Here is a 14,274-nt window from a genome sequence, read left to right on the forward strand (position 1 = left end):
CCGCGTCATCAATTTCACATTGCTCGAACATGTCCGAGAACCGTTCATTCTTACTAGAACGTGTTCTAATAGTGCAGACGACCAACGTCAAGTTGGTGGCCATTAGGCCAGTACACGTCGTTGTCCCGGCTACGCGGAGGTGAGAAATTTACGCACAATATGCGTATCGTTTTGCAGCGATCCGCCCGGGAGAGGAGTTGCCCGCCAGATGTCGCCAGCGAACACCAACCCTGGCCGTGCTGCCGACGCACAACCTCGTGAGGTCGTGAAGGTGGCAGTACTGGCTGAATCAGAGCTGGGCTCGGAGGCACAGCGGGAGCGCCGCAAGCGCATCCTGGACGCCACCATGGCCATCGCCTCGAAGGGCGGCTACGAGGCCGTGCAGATGCGTGCCGTGGCCGACCGGGCCGACGTCGCGGTCGGCACGCTGTACCGGTACTTCCCGTCGAAGGTTCATCTGCTGGTGTCGGCGCTGGGCCGCGAGTTCAGCCGCATCGACGCCAAGACGGACCGGTCGGCGATGACCGGCGGCACGCCGTTTCAGCGGCTCAACTTCATGGTCGGAAAACTCAACCGGGCGATGCAGCGCAATCCGCTGCTCACCGAGGCGATGACACGCGCCTACGTGTTCGCCGACGCATCTGCGGCCACCGAGGTCGACCAGGTGGAAAAGCTCATCGACAGCATGTTTGCCCGGGCGATGGCCGACGGCGAGCCCACCGAGGACCAGTACCACATCGCCCGGGTGATTTCCGACGTGTGGCTCTCGAATCTGCTCGCGTGGCTGACCCGGCGCGCCTCGGCGACCGACGTCAGCAAGCGGCTGGATTTGGCGGTACGGCTGCTGATCGGCGATCAGGAGGCGACCGCCTAACACCGGTCAAGCCGGTGGGCCCGCGGTGCGGCCCCGGATCAGCTCGGTATCGAGCAGCTCGACGACCGGCAGACCGGATCGCGGCGGGTTCTGCAGCAGCTCCCCGGCGCGGCGGCCCTTTTGCAGGCTCGGCTGCGACACCGTCGTCAATCCCCGGCTGATCGCTTCGGGCACGCCGTCGAACCCGGTCACGGTCATCTGCCCCGGAACATAAATGCCGTGCCCGCGCAGGTAATCCATGGCCGATAAGGCCAAGATGTCCGCCGTGCACATCAAGGCTGTGATCCGCGGGTTGGCTTCCAGCGCCACCTTGGCCGCGTCGCCACCCGAGGTCGGCAGGTGCTCGTAGCTTTCCACCACGGTCAGCGATTCCGGATCGACACCGGCGGCGGTCATCGCCTCCCACACGCCCGTGATGCGCTCACGCTGCACATCGAAAGTCGGCGACTTGAGCCGCTCGGCATCGACCAGATCTTGGCGCCGGTCCCGGCCCAGGCGCATGGTCAACAGCCCGATCTGACGATGCCCCAAGCCCAGCACGTAATCGGCGATCTTGCGCATCGCCGCCCGGTCGTCGATGCCCACCCGGGACACCCCGGCCAGCTCCTTGGGCTGGTCGACCACCACCACCGGTAGCCGGCGCTGCAGAACCACCTGCAGGTAGGGATCGTCGTCGCGAACCGAGTACACGACGAAGCCGTCCACCCCGGCATTGAGCACTGCCGCGGTGCCATCCTCGAGGCTCCGGCTGGCACCGACGGCCACCAACAACAGCCCCTGCCCCAGCTCCTCGCAGGATTGCGCCACACCGGTTACGAAGTCGCGTGCCGCGGGGTCGCTGAAGAAGTAGGTCAGCGGCTCGGCCATCACCAAACCGACGGCGCCCGCTTTTCGAGTCCGCAACGAGCGGGCCACCGGATCAGGCCCCGGATAGCCCATCCGCTTGGCCGTGGCCAGCACCCGTTCACGCAATTCGGCGGAGAGCTGGTCCGGCCGGTTGAAGGCATTCGAGATGGTGCTGCGCGACACCTTGAGTTCGGCTGCCAACGACGCCAGAGTCGCACGCCGCCGCGGAGTGGGACTCACGTTCGGTGAGGCTACAACGCCCCCGGCCGCACGGCCACGCGACGCGACCAGTCGAGTTTCTAATGGAAACGGTTGTCATTACTATTAGAGGTATGTTGCGGGTCAGGGTGGCACACGGGTTCTCGGCCATCCTGCTATCCGTGCTCGGCGCAACCGGTGTTGCGGCGTGCGGAACCGACCACGACGCGCACCCCGGCGCGGCCGCGGTGGTGGCATCAACCGATGTCTGGGGCAGCGTGGCGCGCGCCGTCGCCGGAGGACATCTCGCGGTGAAGTCAATCCTCACGGGCGCGGCTTCGGACCCGCACTCGTATCAGGCCAGTCCGGTCGACGCCGCCATGATCGCCGACTCCAGTCTGCTGATCTACAACGGCGGCGGCTACGACCCGTGGGTGGACAACGTGCTGGCCAACCATCCGGCCATCAACGCAATCGACGCCTACTCCCTGCTGGGAACCGATGCGGCACGCCCACCCGACGAGCACGTCTTCTACAACCTGCACGTCGCCAAGTCCGTCGCCGCCACGATCGCCGAACGGCTGGCGATCATCGACCCGGCCCATGCCGCCGAATACCGGACCAACGCGGTCGAGTTCGGCCGCAACGCGGACGCCATCGTCGATTCCGAACGTGCCATCGGTGCCGAGCACCCGGCCGTAGGGGTCATCGCGACCGAACCCGTGGTGCACTACCTGCTAGCGGCCTCCGGACTGGTCAATCGCACCCCGGCCGCATTCGCTCAGGCCAATGAGAACGACAGCGATCCGGCACCCGCCGACCTCGCCTCGGTGCTGACCCTGATCGACCGCCGGGAGGTCGCGGCGTTATTGGTCAACCCGCAGACCGCCACCGCCACGACCGCCGGTCTGCAGGCCGCCGCGCACCGGGCCGGGGTGCCCGTGGCCGAAGTGTCCGAGACCATGCCGATCGACACCGACTACCTGACCTGGCAGCGCAACACCGTCGACCAGCTGGCGGCAGCGTTGCGGTCCGGCCGCTAGGCACGTCTTTGAACCAGTTGAACCAACCGGCAATTGCGCTGCGCGGTGCGCGGCTGGCATTCGGCGATCGGGTCCTGTGGGAGGACCTCGATCTGTCGGTGTCACGCGGCGAATTCATCGCCGTGCTCGGGCCCAACGGCACCGGCAAGACCTCGTTGCTCAAGGTGTTGCTCGGCGAACTCGCGTTGAGCGCAGGTGTGGCGCTGGTGGACGGCGCCAGGCTCGACACCGGTCGAACGCGCCGCGGTCATATCGGCTATGTCCCACAGCACCATCCGATCGACCCGGAGGTGATGCTGCGCGGGCGCGACCTGGTCGGGCTGGGTGTCGACGGATGCCGGTGGGGTGCGGTTGCGTTGCGCTCGGGCGAGCGGGCCCGTCGCCGCGAAGCCGTGCAGCGGGCGCTGCAGCAGGTCGACGGTGAGCGGCTTGCCGACGTCCGGGTGGGGCTGATGTCGGGGGGCGAGCTGCAGCGGATACGCGTCGCCCAGGCACTGGCAAGCGACCCGTCGTTGCTGCTGTGCGATGAACCGCTACTGGCCCTCGACCCGGCCAACGCCAACCTGGTCGCCGCCCTACTCGATCGCCGTCGCCGGGAGGCCGCAACCGCGGTCATGGTGGTCACCCACGAGGTCAACCCGATCTTGCCGTACGTGGACCGGGTGCTCTATCTGGTCGACGGGCGATTCCTGATCGGCACCGTCGAGCAGGTGATGACCAGCCAGACCCTCTCGACGCTGTACCGCGCCGATATCGAGGTGATCAAAGTCGTCAAGGGCCCCCACACCCGCTATTTGGTAGTCGACGCCCAGGACGGGCTCCGATGACCAACGACCGGCTCGTCGACATGCTGGACCATCTGTTCGCGTTCGACATCACCGCCCACCTACTCAGACACGACTTCGTCCAGCAGGCACTGATAGCCGCCGCGTTGCTCGGGCTGGTAGCCGGGTTGATCGGGCCGTTCGTCGTGATGCGCCAGATGTCGTTCGCCGTTCACGGCTCGAGCGAGTTGTCGCTGACCGGAGCGGCGTTCGCGCTGCTGTCCGGGTTGCCGGTGGGCGTGGGCGCGCTGGTGGGCAGCGCGTTGGCGGCGGCACTGTTCGGCATTCTGGGCCAGCGTGCCCGCGAGCGTGATTCGGTGATCGGCGTCGTGCTGGCGTTCGGGATGGGCTTGGCAGTCCTGTTCATCCACCTCTACCCGGGACGGACCGGAACCAGCTTCGCGCTACTGACCGGCCAGATCGTCGGCGTCGGCTATTCCGGCCTGACCATGCTGGCGCTGATCTGCGTTCTTGTCGTCGCGGCGCTGGCGATCTGTTACCGGCCGCTGCTGTTCGCCACCGTCGACCCCGAGGTCGCCGCGGCCCGCGGCGTGCCGGTGCGCACCCTGAGCATCGTTTTTGCCGCCCTAGTCGGCGTGGTGGCGGCTCAGGCGGTCCAGATCGTCGGAGCCCTACTGGTGATGTCCTTGCTGATCACCCCGGCCGCCGCGGCCGCGCGAGTGGTCACCGCACCGGCCGCGGCGATCCTGACCTCGGTGGTTTTCGCGGAGGTGGCGGCCGTGGGTGGCATCGTGTTGTCCCTGGCCCCCGGGGTACCGGTGTCGGTGTTTGTGGCCACCATCTCCTTCCTGATCTATCTGATTTGTCGACTGCTGGGGCGCCACCGCTGAGGCAGCGTTTATCCTGGTCGCACACGGTCGTCAAGCCGGGTGCACCGACTTGCGGCCGTCGTTGGGGGTCGTGAGGGGAGGAAATAGTGCGCCAGCGAGTCGCCGCGCTAGCCGCGCTGGTGGGAGGTGCGGGCATGCTCGTCACCGGTTGCACCAACATCGTCGATGGCAATGCAGTGGCCGCGGATATGTCGGGGCCGTTGAACCAGACTCCGATCGCCGTTTCAGCGCTGGACGATCTCCTGCTCGACGTCAGCCAGATCGACAGCGCACTGGGCGCGACCTCGATGAAAGTCTGGTTCAACGCCAAGGCGATGTGGGACTGGAGCAAGAACATCTCGGACAAGAACTGCTTGGCAGTCGATGGCCCCGCCCAGGACGAGGTGTACGCCGGCACCGGTTGGACCGCGATGCGAGGCCAGCGGATGGACGACAGCGTCGATGATTCCAAGCGACGCAAGCACTACGCCATTCAGGCCGTTGTGGCCTTTCCCAGCGCCCACGATGCCAGCGCTTTCTACAACTCCTCGGTACGCAGTTGGGGCAACTGCTCGAATCGCCGTTTCACCGACGTCAGCACGGACCAACCCGACACCATCTGGACGGTCTCCGACGTCGTCAATGACAACGGCATGCTGAGCACCTCCCAGGTCCAGGAAGCCGGCGACGGATGGACCTGCCAACGGGCTCTGACCGTGCGCAACAACGTCGCCATCGATGTGGTGACGTGCGCCTACAGCCAATCGGGTTCGGTGGCGGCCGATGTTGCGCAACAGATCGCGGCCAAAGCCGCCAAACAGTAGGCCCGCAGCGGGCCATGCAGGTAACCGGCTGGGTTCCCCACCTGAGGCTGGCGCGGGGCGCGATGGCGCTGGCAGCGACGGCCGCTCTGGCGCTCGCCGGCTGTAGCACCACCGTGGCGGGCACCGCCTTGCCGGCCGCCAACCTGGGCCATGCCCCCACCACAACCACCAGAGCAGCGCCACGCATTGTGGCGGCGGCCGCACTGGAGGGGGCACTGCTGACTCAGCAACAAGTGGTGGCGCTAGTCGGTGGAACCAACATGTCGCTGGTCGGCGCGATTACCGGCACAGCCGACGGGTCCAAGGTCGTCGACGATCCCACCTGCCTGGGGCTGGCGTCGATCGGCGACACGTCCGTCTACGCCAACAGCGGCTGGGTCGCGATGCGCGGCAACCAGATGACCAGCCCCAATGTCGTACAGGCCGACGTCACACAGCTACTCACATCGTTTCCCGTCGCCGCCGATGCCGCCGCATTGCTGCAGCGCGCGGGCCAGGACTGGCAGGGCTGCGCGAATCGGCGATACGGCTTTCACTCTTCCAACGGCAACCACAGCTACTTCAACACCGGACCTGTGATCGCCAGCGGCTCGCGCATCGAGGTGTTGCTGCGCCAACAGGAAGACCCCCGATGGACGTGCTCGCACGCGATGGCGTTGCAGGACAGTGTGCTCGCCGAGGCGCGGGTCTGCCTGATGAGCAAAAACACGACCTCGGCGCTGGAAAACCTCATCGACCAGGTGATCTCCCGGATACCCCAATAGTCCCCATAAGCTAGGCACGTGCCCTATATCGACCTCAACGCCGACTTGGGCGAAGGCTTCGGCATTTGGCAGTTGGGCGACGACGACGCCATGCTTGGAATAGTCACCAGCGCCAACGTGGCCTGCGGCTTTCACGCCGGAGAACCTGCCGGCCTGCTTCGCGTGTGCCGGGCGGCCGCCGAGCGGGGGGTGCGGATCGGAGCCCAGGTGGGCTATCGCGATCTTGCTGGCTTCGGCAGGCGTTTCATCGATGTGGACCCGGAAGATCTGGTCGCCGAAGTCGTGTACCAGATCGGCGCATTGCAGGCCATAGCCCAGTCTTGTGGATCCACGGTGTCCTACGTCAAACCCCATGGCGCCCTGTACAACACCATCGTGACCCACCGGGACCAGGCGGCCGCCGTCGCCGAGGCGGTACGGATGGTGGACGCCACGCTGCCGGTGCTGGGGATGACGGGCTCGGTGTTTTTCCAACAAGCGACCGACCTTGGGCTACGCACGGTCGCCGAGGCGTTCGCCGATCGCGCCTACCGGTCCGACGGACAACTGGTCTCGCGTCGCGAGCCCGGTGCGGTGCTGGCCGATGCCGCGGCGATCGCGCAGCGGGCGGTGTCCATGGTGGCCTCGGGCAAGGTCACCGCGGTCGACGGCAGGCAAGTCCCGATCACCATGGAATCGATTTGTGTGCACGGGGATTCGCCCGGCGCGGTGCAGATCGCGACGGCGGTGCGGGACCGGCTGACGGCGGCCGGCAACGAGATAAGGGCGTTTTGCTGATGCGTCTTCGATTTGGGCGGCCCGACCTCAAGCGCTATTCGCATCGGTTTGGCGTTCCCGCTGCCAAGCCCGATGCTCCGCTCTCGGCGATGTGGATCGGTGTGTCGACGGTGCTACTCGACGACGGCTCATCGGCGCTGATGACCGACGGATACTTCTCCCGGCCGAGCCTGGCGCAGGTCGCTGCCGGCAAGCTGGCGCCATCGGCGGCGCGCGTCGACGGCTGCCTGGCCCAAGCCAAGGCGTCGGAACTGGCGGCCGTCATACCGGTGCACACCCATATCGACCACGCGATGGACTCCGCACTGGTGGCCGACCGTACCGGCGCGCTGTTGGTCGGTGGCGAATCGGCGGCCAATATCGGGCGCGGCTACGGGCTGGCCGAGGATCGCCTGGTGGTGGCTGTCCCCGGCCAGTCGATGGAGTTGGGCGCCTACGACGTCACCCTGATCGAGTCACACCACTGCCCCCCGGACCGATTTCCCGGGGTGATCAGCGAGCCGGTGGTCCCACCGGTAAAGGCGTCGGCCTACCGCTGCGGTGAAGCCTGGTCGACACACATCCACCACCGACCGTCGGGGCGGCGGCTGCTGATCCAGGGCAGCGCCGGATTCGTCGCCGGCGCGCTGGACGGCTACCGCGCCGAGGTCGTCTACCTCGGCGTCGGCCAGCTGGGGCTGCAACGGCGGTCATACCTGATCGACTATTGGAACGAGGTGGTGCGCGCGGTCGGGGCACGCCGCGTGGTCCTTGTCCACTGGGACGACTTCTTCCGCCCGCTGTCAAAGCCGATGCGGGCCTTTCCTTATGCGGCCGACGATCTGGATATGTCCATCCGTATTCTCGATGAGCTGGCTGCACAAGACGGCATCCCGTTGCAGATGCCGACCGTGTGGCAACGCGAGGATCCCTGGGTGTAGAGACGTAAAGAGCTGCTGAAACTTGACACTAACGGTTGCGCTGCTACTGCTAGCGGTAGTCCTCGCGTTTGCGGTAGCACGTCCGCGCGGGTGGCCCGAGGCGGTGGCCGCGGTTCCGGCGGCCGGCATCTTGATCGCGATGGGCGCCATCTCGCCGCAGCAGGCGGCGGCACAGGTTTCCGGGTTGGCCGGAGTGGTCGCCTTCCTCGGCGCGGTGCTGGTGCTGGCCAAACTCTGCGACGACGAAGGCCTGTTCGAGGCCGCGGGTGCCGCGATGGCGCGGTCCAGCCGCAGTTCACACGGGCTGCTAGGCCAGGTTTTCGTGGTAGCCGCGCTGATCACCGCGGCGCTGAGTCTGGATGCCACCGTGGTGCTGTTGACGCCGGTGGTCCTGGCCACCGTGCGCAGATTGCGAACACCCGTTCGGCCATATGCCTACGCCACGGCCCACTTGGCCAATGCGGCCTCGCTGTTGCTGCCGGTGTCAAACCTGACCAACCTGCTCGCCTACCGTGGGGCCGACATCTCGTTCACCAAATTCACCCTGGTGATGACGTTGCCGTGGCTGTTGGCGATAGCTGCGGTGTACGTGATCTTCCGCTGGTTCTTCGCACGGGATCTGGTCGCAGAGCCCAATCGTGAGCATGTGGGGCCACCACCGCGGCCGCCGGTGTTTGTTTTGGTGGTCGTGGGGCTGACGCTGGTCGGGTTCGCCACCGCCGAGTCGCTGGGCGTGGCGCCCGCATGGGCGGCCCTGGCCGGTGCCTCCGTATTGGCGGTGCGCAGCCTGCGCCATCGCCACACCTCGGTAATCGAGATTGCCCGCTCGGCCAATGTGTCGTTCCTGGTGTTCGTGCTGGCGCTGGGGGTGGTCGTTCAGGCCGTCATGCTCAGCGGAATCGCTGACAAGATGTCCGCGGTGGTGCCATCGGGATCGGGGCTGACGGCGCTACTGGTGATCGCCACGGTGGCCGCGCTGCTGGCCAACGTGGTCAACAACCTGCCCGCGACGCTGGTATTGATGCCGTTGGTGGCGGGCAACGGACCGGCTGCCGTACTGGCGGTGCTGATCGGGGTCAACATCGGACCTAACCTGACCTATGTAGGTTCGCTCTCGAATCTGCTGTGGCGGCGGGTACTGCGCCAGCACAACGTCGAGGCCGGGGTCAGCGAGTACACCCGACTCGGGTTGTGCACAGTCCCGGTTGCGCTGGTAGCCGCGGTAATCGGGTTGTGGGTCAGCGTGCGACTGCTGGGCCTGTGATCGAGCTGGTGCGCGGCCGGCGTCAGGTTCTGCGCTGCCGGGCGATTTCGGCGAGCACCACACCGGCGGCCACGGAGGCGTTCAGCGATTCGGTCGGGCCGGCCATCGGCACCGATACCACCTCATCGCAGGTCTGCCGCACCAGCCGGGACAGCCCCTTGCCTTCCGAACCGACGACCACCACGATCGGGTCGCTGCCGTCCAGGTCGTCGATGGCGGTGTCGCCGCCGGCATCCAGGCCCACCACCCGCACGCCGCGATCGGCCCAATCCTTCAGGGCTCGGGTGAGATTGGTGGCCCGCGCGACCGGCATCCGGGCAGCCGCCCCGGCGCTGGTGCGCCACGCTACCGCCGTCACCGAAGCCGAACGACGTTGTGGGATCAGCACGCCGTGGCCGCCGAAGGCCGCCACCGAACGCACGATGGCGCCGAGGTTGCGCGGGTCGGAGATGTTGTCCAACGCGACCAGAAGCGCTGGCGGCGTATCCAATGAGGCAGCCAGCAGATCATCGGGATGGGCGTAGTTGTACGGCGGCACCTGCAGCGCGATGCCCTGATGCAGATGGTTGGCGGTCATCCGGTCCAAATCGGTCCGGGGCACTTCGAGAATCGGAATTCCGGAGTCGGCGGCTCGAGAGACGGACTCGGTCAGTCGCTCGTCCGCTTCGACACCAAGCGCGACGTAGAGCGCCGTCGACGGCACGCCGGCCCGCAGGCATTCCAGCACCGGGTTGCGGCCCAGCACGGTTTCGGTTTCGTCAGTGCGGCCTCGGGCCGGCCGGCGCTGCTGCGCTTTGGCCCGCTTCGCGGCGGGATGGTTCGGCCGCATGTGTGCCGGCGGCGTGGGACCGCGCCCTTCCAGACCACGACGGCGCTGGCCGCCGGACCCGACGCTGGTGCCTTTCTTGGTGCCCGACTTGCGTATCGCTCCCCGGCGCTGAGAATTACCAGCCATCTACTTACCGTCACCACCCAACAGCCACTGCGGTCCGTCGGCGGTATCGGTGACCTCGATACCGGCGTTCTTGAGGCGGTTGCGAATCTCATCGGCCAGCGCCCAGTTGCGCTCTTCGCGCGCCTTCTGGCGGTTCTCCAACTCGGCCTGGACCAGCACGTCGACGGCCGCCAACGCGGCCGACGTCTCGTCCCGAGATTCCCAGCGTTCGTCGAGCGGGTCGCAGCCCAGGATGCCCATCATCGCGCGAATTGAACTGGCGCTTTGCAGCGCTGCATCGTGGTCACCGGCGTCGAGTGCGCGGTTGCCTTCGGCGCGGGTGTGGTGAATTTCGGCCAGCGCGATCGGGACCGAAAGATCGTCGTCGAGCGCTGCGACGAATCGCGGCGTCCAGTCACCCACAACAACGGCACCGGCCCGGCTGCGCACCCGGTGCAGGAACTCCTCAACCCCGACGTAGGCGTTCACCGCGTCCTGCAGGGCGATATCGGAGAACTCGAGCATCGACCGATAGTGGGCGCTACCCAGGTAGTAGCGCAATTCGGCCGGGCGGACCCGCTGCAGCATGGTCGGAATCGCCAACACGTTGCCCAGCGACTTGCTCATCTTTTCCCCGCCCATGGTCACCCACCCGTTGTGCAACCAATAGCGGGCGAACCCGTCGCCGGCGGCCCGGCTCTGCGCAATCTCATTCTCGTGATGGGGAAAGATCAAATCCATCCCACCGCAATGGATGTCGAACTGTGCGCCGAGGTAGGTGCGAGCCATGGCGGAGCATTCCAGGTGCCAGCCCGGGCGCCCGCGGCCCCATGGCGTCGGCCAGGACGGCTCGCCCGGTTTCGCACCCTTCCACAGGGTGAAATCGCGCTGGTCACGCTTACCGGTCGCCACCCCCTCGCCCTGATGGACGTCGTCGACCTTGTGCCCGGACAGCTGGCCGTAATCGGGATAGCTCAGGACATCGAAATAGACGTCGCCACCACCGGCATAGGCGTGGCCCCGTTCGATCAACCGCTCGATCAGCTCAACCATCTGAGTCACGTGGCCGGTGGCCCTGGGCTCCGCTGACGGCGGAAGGACGTCCAGCGCGTCGTAGGCCGCGGTAAACGCACGCTCGTAGGTGGCGGCCCATTCCCACCACGGGCGCTCGGCAGCGGCGGCCTTGTTGAGGATCTTGTCGTCGATGTCGGTCACATTGCGGATGAAGGCGACGTCAAAACCCCGTGCCATCAGCCAGCGCCGCAGGATGTCGAAGGCAACCCCGCTGCGGACGTGCCCGATGTGGGGAAGACCCTGCACCGTCGCTCCGCAGAGGTAGATGGAGACGTGGCCCTCGCGCAGCGGAACGAAATCACGCACGGCACCTGCCGCCGTGTCATGTAGCCGCAAGCCGGCACGTTCGGTCACGGCGTGCCAGCTTACTGCCTGCGCGATATGCGATGGCGGCAAGCGTCGCGCTGAGCCCTACTGGGATCCCAGCGGATCACGCAGGGAAACCACCAATGCCGTCGCGATCGCGGCCAAACCTTCGCCGCGTCCGGTCAGGCCAAGTCCGTCAGTGGTGGTGGCCGATACCGACACCGGGGCGTTGAGCGATCGGGACAACACCGCCTGGGCCTCGTAACGTCGCCAGCCGATCTTCGGCCGGTTGCCGACCACCTGCACGGAGGCGTTGCCGACCCGATAGCCGTGCTGCGTGATCAGCTCGACCACATGACGCAGCATGGTGGCGCCGCTGACCCCTTCCCAGCGTGGATCACCGACGCCGAACACGTCACCGATGTCGCCCAGCCCGGCCGCCGACAACACGGCATCACACAGCGCATGCGCGGCGACGTCCCCGTCGGAATGCCCGGCGCAGCCGTCGGCGCTCGGGAACAGCAGCCCCACCAGCCAGCATGGTCTTCCGGGCTCGATCGGGTGAACGTCAACACCCAGGCCCACTCGGGGTAGGCCGTTCACCCGCGCACAACCGCGTGGGCCAGCAACAGATCGAGACGGTTGGTGATCTTGAACGCCAGCGGGTCGCCGGCAACCACGTGCACCTGCCCACCGACATGCTCAACCAGCGATGCGTCATCGGTGAAGGCGGCGACGCCCGCGTGTCGGTAGGCGCGCAGCAGCAGTTCGGTGGAGAACCCCTGCGGGGTCTGCACCGCCCTCAGCCCCGCGCGTTCCGGCGTACCCAGAACCACCCCATTGGCATCCACAGCCTTGATTGTGTCAGTGAGCGGCAGCACCGGTACGACCGCGGCATGGCCAGCCCGCAACATGTCGACCAACCGCACGACCAGTGCCGGCGGCGTCAGCGCCCGCGCAGCGTCATGGACAAGTACGAATTCCGGCGAGACGCCGGCAGACAAGGCGGACAAGGCCCGGCTCACACTTTCGGTGCGATCGGCGCCGCCGGCCACAATGGTGGCCTCGCGGCCCAGGATCAGCTTTGCCTCGTCGGTGCGATCTGGGGGTACCGCCACCACGACGGTGTCCACCACCCCGGATTCGAGCAAGCCCCTGACGGCTCGCTCAACCAGAGTTTGGCCTTCGAGTTGATAGAACGCCTTAGGCACGCCAGCCGCGAGCCGCTGACCCGACCCTGCGGCCGGAACAATCGCGGCGACGCCCTGGGTTCCCCCGGCCACCTAACGACTCGGGAGATCAGGAAGCGGCGGCCAAAACCTCGTCGAGGATTGTTTCCGCTTTAGCGTCATCGGTGCTTTCGGCCAGAGCCAGTTCGCCGACCAGAATCTGGCGGGCTTTTGCCAGCATGCGCTTCTCGCCGGCCGACAGGCCGCGCTCCTGGTCGCGACGCCACAGATCGCGGACCACCTCGGCCACCTTGTTTACATCGCCCGAAGCGAGTTTCTCCAGGTTGGCCTTGTAACGACGGGACCAGTTGGTCGGCTCTTCGGTGTGCGGGGCGCGCAGCACCTGGAAGACTTTGTCGAGACCTTCCTGACCGACGACATCGCGAACTCCGACGTACTCAGCGTTCTCAGCGGGCACTCGAACCGTCAGGTCGCCCTGCGCCACCTTCAAGACGAGATACTCTTTTTGTTCCCCTTTGATGGTCCGGGTTTCGATCGCCTCGACTAACGCAGCACCGTGGTGTGGGTAGACAACGGTGTCACCGACCTTGAAGATCATCTGATTTAGGCCCCTTTCGTCACTCCATGCTAACACGCCCCCCTAACGACTGCGGTCCAACGGTGCAGGTCAGGGGCATCGCGGCTCAACATTGGGGGTTGACAGGAGGTGCAAGACGTGCATCGTCCAGCCCTGTTCGCGGCCGCTTCGACGACCCCCGACACGCCCACAGCCAGCGAACATGCGACCGCCCACCCAAACCCGACAACCGGGAAGACATCCCGTCTCACTACGGCTGGACCAAGCCGAGGCTCACCACCCCGGCGGCCCTGGTCGGGGCGCCGATCAGGCGGGTCTGGCGCCAACCATCGCGACGCCACGACGGCGCCGAGGCCGCCTGCGCTACCGTCCGCGGCGGCTACCTACTACTGTGCATAGTCGAATCGGTGTCAGCACGCCGTCATGTGATCGACGATGCTCCGAACCCAGCGGGAGGCTTCGAGTGAACCTGTTCAAAATCCGCCTCGTATCGGTCGGCCTGGTCGCTCTGACTGCCACCCTGCTCAGTGGTTGTGGAGCGGGTCAGATCTCGCAAACCGCGTCGCAGGAGTCGGCGGTCAACGGCAACAGGCTCACCATCAACAACGTCGCGCTGCGCGACATCCGCATCCAGGCCCTCCAACGGACCAGTGATTTCCTGCGTCCCGGCCACAATGTGGACTTGGTGCTGGTGGCAGTGAACCAGTCACCGGATTTGTCGGATCGGCTCGTCAGCATCACCAGCGACATCGGCAAGGTCACGATGACCGGCGACGCTCAACTACCGGCGGGCGGCATGTTGTTCATCGGCACTCCGGACGGCCAGCTCGTCGCACCGGGTCCGCTGGACTCGAATGAATCGGCCAAGGCCACCGTCGCGTTGGCCAAGCCGATCACCAACGGTCTGATGTACAACTTCACCTTCAACTTCGAGAAGGCCGGGCAGGGCTCCGTGATGGTGCCCATTTCCGCGCCGTTGGCCGAGCCGCACGTGGAAGCCGCCGAGCCAGACAAGCACTAAGCGTCCGG

Annotated in this window: 16 protein-coding genes; 10 read left to right on the plus strand and 6 right to left on the minus strand. The window is 66.4% G+C overall.

Going from position 1 to position 14,274, the window contains the following annotated elements; genetic code table 11:
* Positions 1 to 271: 271 nt before the first annotated feature.
* The gene (gene kstR / locus CCUG20998_RS25265) at positions 272 to 874 is read left to right on the plus strand and encodes a cholesterol catabolism transcriptional regulator KstR (RefSeq protein WP_011741789.1); all 603 of its coding nucleotides are present in this window, start codon (positions 272 to 274) and stop codon (positions 872 to 874) included.
* Positions 875 to 880: 6 nt separating this feature from the next.
* On the opposite strand, the gene CCUG20998_RS25270 is transcribed toward kstR, so the two are convergent.
* The gene (locus CCUG20998_RS25270; protein ID WP_012396592.1) at positions 881 to 1,960 is read right to left on the minus strand and encodes an Rv3575c family transcriptional regulator; all 1,080 of its coding nucleotides are present in this window, start codon (positions 1,958 to 1,960) and stop codon (positions 881 to 883) included.
* Between the two features lie 92 nt (positions 1,961 to 2,052).
* On the opposite strand from CCUG20998_RS25270, the gene CCUG20998_RS25275 reads away from it, so the two are divergent.
* The 8 genes from CCUG20998_RS25275 to CCUG20998_RS25310 all read left to right on the plus strand — a co-directional run bounded on the left by CCUG20998_RS25275 (position 2,053) and on the right by CCUG20998_RS25310 (position 9,164).
* A complete protein-coding gene (locus tag CCUG20998_RS25275) occupies positions 2,053 to 2,961 on the plus strand; it encodes a metal ABC transporter solute-binding protein, Zn/Mn family (protein WP_012396593.1) in 909 nt (302 codons plus the stop codon).
* 8 nt (positions 2,962 to 2,969) lie between these two features.
* The gene (locus CCUG20998_RS25280) at positions 2,970 to 3,788 is read left to right on the plus strand and encodes a metal ABC transporter ATP-binding protein (RefSeq protein WP_020730834.1); all 819 of its coding nucleotides are present in this window, start codon (positions 2,970 to 2,972) and stop codon (positions 3,786 to 3,788) included.
* Positions 3,785 to 4,636 carry a metal ABC transporter permease gene (locus tag CCUG20998_RS25285; protein ID WP_012396595.1) on the plus strand — a complete coding sequence of 284 codons (852 nt, stop codon included), beginning with the start codon at positions 3,785 to 3,787 and terminating at the stop codon, positions 4,634 to 4,636. Before CCUG20998_RS25280 ends, CCUG20998_RS25285 begins: the two co-directional genes overlap by 4 nt.
* 134 nt (positions 4,637 to 4,770) lie before the next feature.
* Positions 4,771 to 5,439, plus strand: a complete 669-nt coding sequence (locus tag CCUG20998_RS25290) for a sensor domain-containing protein (RefSeq protein ID WP_373122246.1) — start codon at positions 4,771 to 4,773, stop codon at positions 5,437 to 5,439.
* A 14-nt stretch (positions 5,440 to 5,453) separates the two neighbouring features.
* Positions 5,454 to 6,203, plus strand: a complete 750-nt coding sequence (locus CCUG20998_RS25295) for a sensor domain-containing protein (protein WP_036456721.1) — start codon at positions 5,454 to 5,456, stop codon at positions 6,201 to 6,203.
* 18 nt (positions 6,204 to 6,221) lie between these two features.
* Positions 6,222 to 6,980 carry a LamB/YcsF family protein gene (locus tag CCUG20998_RS25300; protein WP_020730836.1) on the plus strand — a complete coding sequence of 253 codons (759 nt, stop codon included), beginning with the start codon at positions 6,222 to 6,224 and terminating at the stop codon, positions 6,978 to 6,980.
* Complete coding sequence (locus CCUG20998_RS25305; RefSeq protein WP_036456722.1) at positions 6,980 to 7,900, plus strand: MBL fold metallo-hydrolase; 921 nt, start codon at positions 6,980 to 6,982, stop codon at positions 7,898 to 7,900. Before CCUG20998_RS25300 ends, CCUG20998_RS25305 begins: the two co-directional genes overlap by 1 nt.
* A 22-nt stretch (positions 7,901 to 7,922) precedes the next feature.
* Positions 7,923 to 9,164: an SLC13 family permease gene (locus CCUG20998_RS25310; protein WP_036456723.1), complete on the plus strand. Its 1,242-nt coding sequence runs from the start codon at positions 7,923 to 7,925 to the stop codon at positions 9,162 to 9,164.
* A gap of 22 nt (positions 9,165 to 9,186) precedes the next feature.
* On the opposite strand, the gene rlmB is transcribed toward CCUG20998_RS25310, so the two are convergent.
* Genes rlmB through carD form a run of 5 tightly spaced genes read right to left on the minus strand, consistent with a single transcriptional unit; the run spans position 9,187 to position 13,266 of the window.
* Positions 9,187 to 10,119: a 23S rRNA (guanosine(2251)-2'-O)-methyltransferase RlmB gene (gene rlmB, locus CCUG20998_RS25315; protein ID WP_020730839.1), complete on the minus strand. Its 933-nt coding sequence runs from the start codon at positions 10,117 to 10,119 to the stop codon at positions 9,187 to 9,189.
* Entirely contained in the window at positions 10,120 to 11,526 is a 1,407-nt protein-coding gene (gene cysS / locus CCUG20998_RS25320; RefSeq protein ID WP_020730840.1) for a cysteine--tRNA ligase, read from the minus strand.
* A gap of 57 nt (positions 11,527 to 11,583) precedes the next feature.
* On the minus strand, positions 11,584 to 12,081 hold the full coding sequence (ispF, locus tag CCUG20998_RS25325) for a 2-C-methyl-D-erythritol 2,4-cyclodiphosphate synthase (RefSeq protein WP_020730841.1): 498 nt from the start codon (positions 12,079 to 12,081) through the stop codon (positions 11,584 to 11,586).
* Positions 12,078 to 12,761: a 2-C-methyl-D-erythritol 4-phosphate cytidylyltransferase gene (gene ispD, locus CCUG20998_RS25330; RefSeq protein WP_012396604.1), complete on the minus strand. Its 684-nt coding sequence runs from the start codon at positions 12,759 to 12,761 to the stop codon at positions 12,078 to 12,080. The genes ispF and ispD overlap by 4 nt, the downstream gene beginning before the upstream one ends.
* A 16-nt stretch (positions 12,762 to 12,777) precedes the next feature.
* Entirely contained in the window at positions 12,778 to 13,266 is a 489-nt protein-coding gene (carD, locus tag CCUG20998_RS25335; protein ID WP_003419482.1) for an RNA polymerase-binding transcription factor CarD, read from the minus strand.
* Positions 13,267 to 13,708: 442 nt separating this feature from the next.
* On the opposite strand from carD, the gene CCUG20998_RS25340 reads away from it, so the two are divergent.
* The gene (locus CCUG20998_RS25340) at positions 13,709 to 14,266 is read left to right on the plus strand and encodes a copper chaperone PCu(A)C domain-containing protein (RefSeq protein WP_012396605.1); all 558 of its coding nucleotides are present in this window, start codon (positions 13,709 to 13,711) and stop codon (positions 14,264 to 14,266) included.
* Positions 14,267 to 14,274 lie beyond the last annotated feature (8 nt).

Source organism: Mycobacterium marinum (assembly GCF_003391395.1).
Taxonomy (GTDB): domain Bacteria; phylum Actinomycetota; class Actinomycetes; order Mycobacteriales; family Mycobacteriaceae; genus Mycobacterium; species Mycobacterium marinum.

Bases quoted from the DNA above. Each gene is read 5' to 3' on its own strand.
- rlmB (WP_020730839.1), bottom strand. From the start codon at position 10,119: ATGGCTGGTAATTCTCAGCGCCGGGGAGCGATACGCAAGTCGGGCACC.
- CCUG20998_RS25275 (WP_012396593.1), top strand. From the start codon at position 2,053: ATGTTGCGGGTCAGGGTGGCACACGGGTTCTCGGCCATCCTGCTATCC.
- CCUG20998_RS25285 (WP_012396595.1), top strand. From the start codon at position 3,785: ATGACCAACGACCGGCTCGTCGACATGCTGGACCATCTGTTCGCGTTC.
- CCUG20998_RS25305 (WP_036456722.1), top strand. From the start codon at position 6,980: ATGCGTCTTCGATTTGGGCGGCCCGACCTCAAGCGCTATTCGCATCGG.
- CCUG20998_RS25290 (WP_373122246.1), top strand. From the start codon at position 4,771: ATGCTCGTCACCGGTTGCACCAACATCGTCGATGGCAATGCAGTGGCC.
- CCUG20998_RS25295 (WP_036456721.1), top strand. From the start codon at position 5,454: ATGCAGGTAACCGGCTGGGTTCCCCACCTGAGGCTGGCGCGGGGCGCG.
- carD (WP_003419482.1), bottom strand. From the start codon at position 13,266: ATGATCTTCAAGGTCGGTGACACCGTTGTCTACCCACACCACGGTGCT.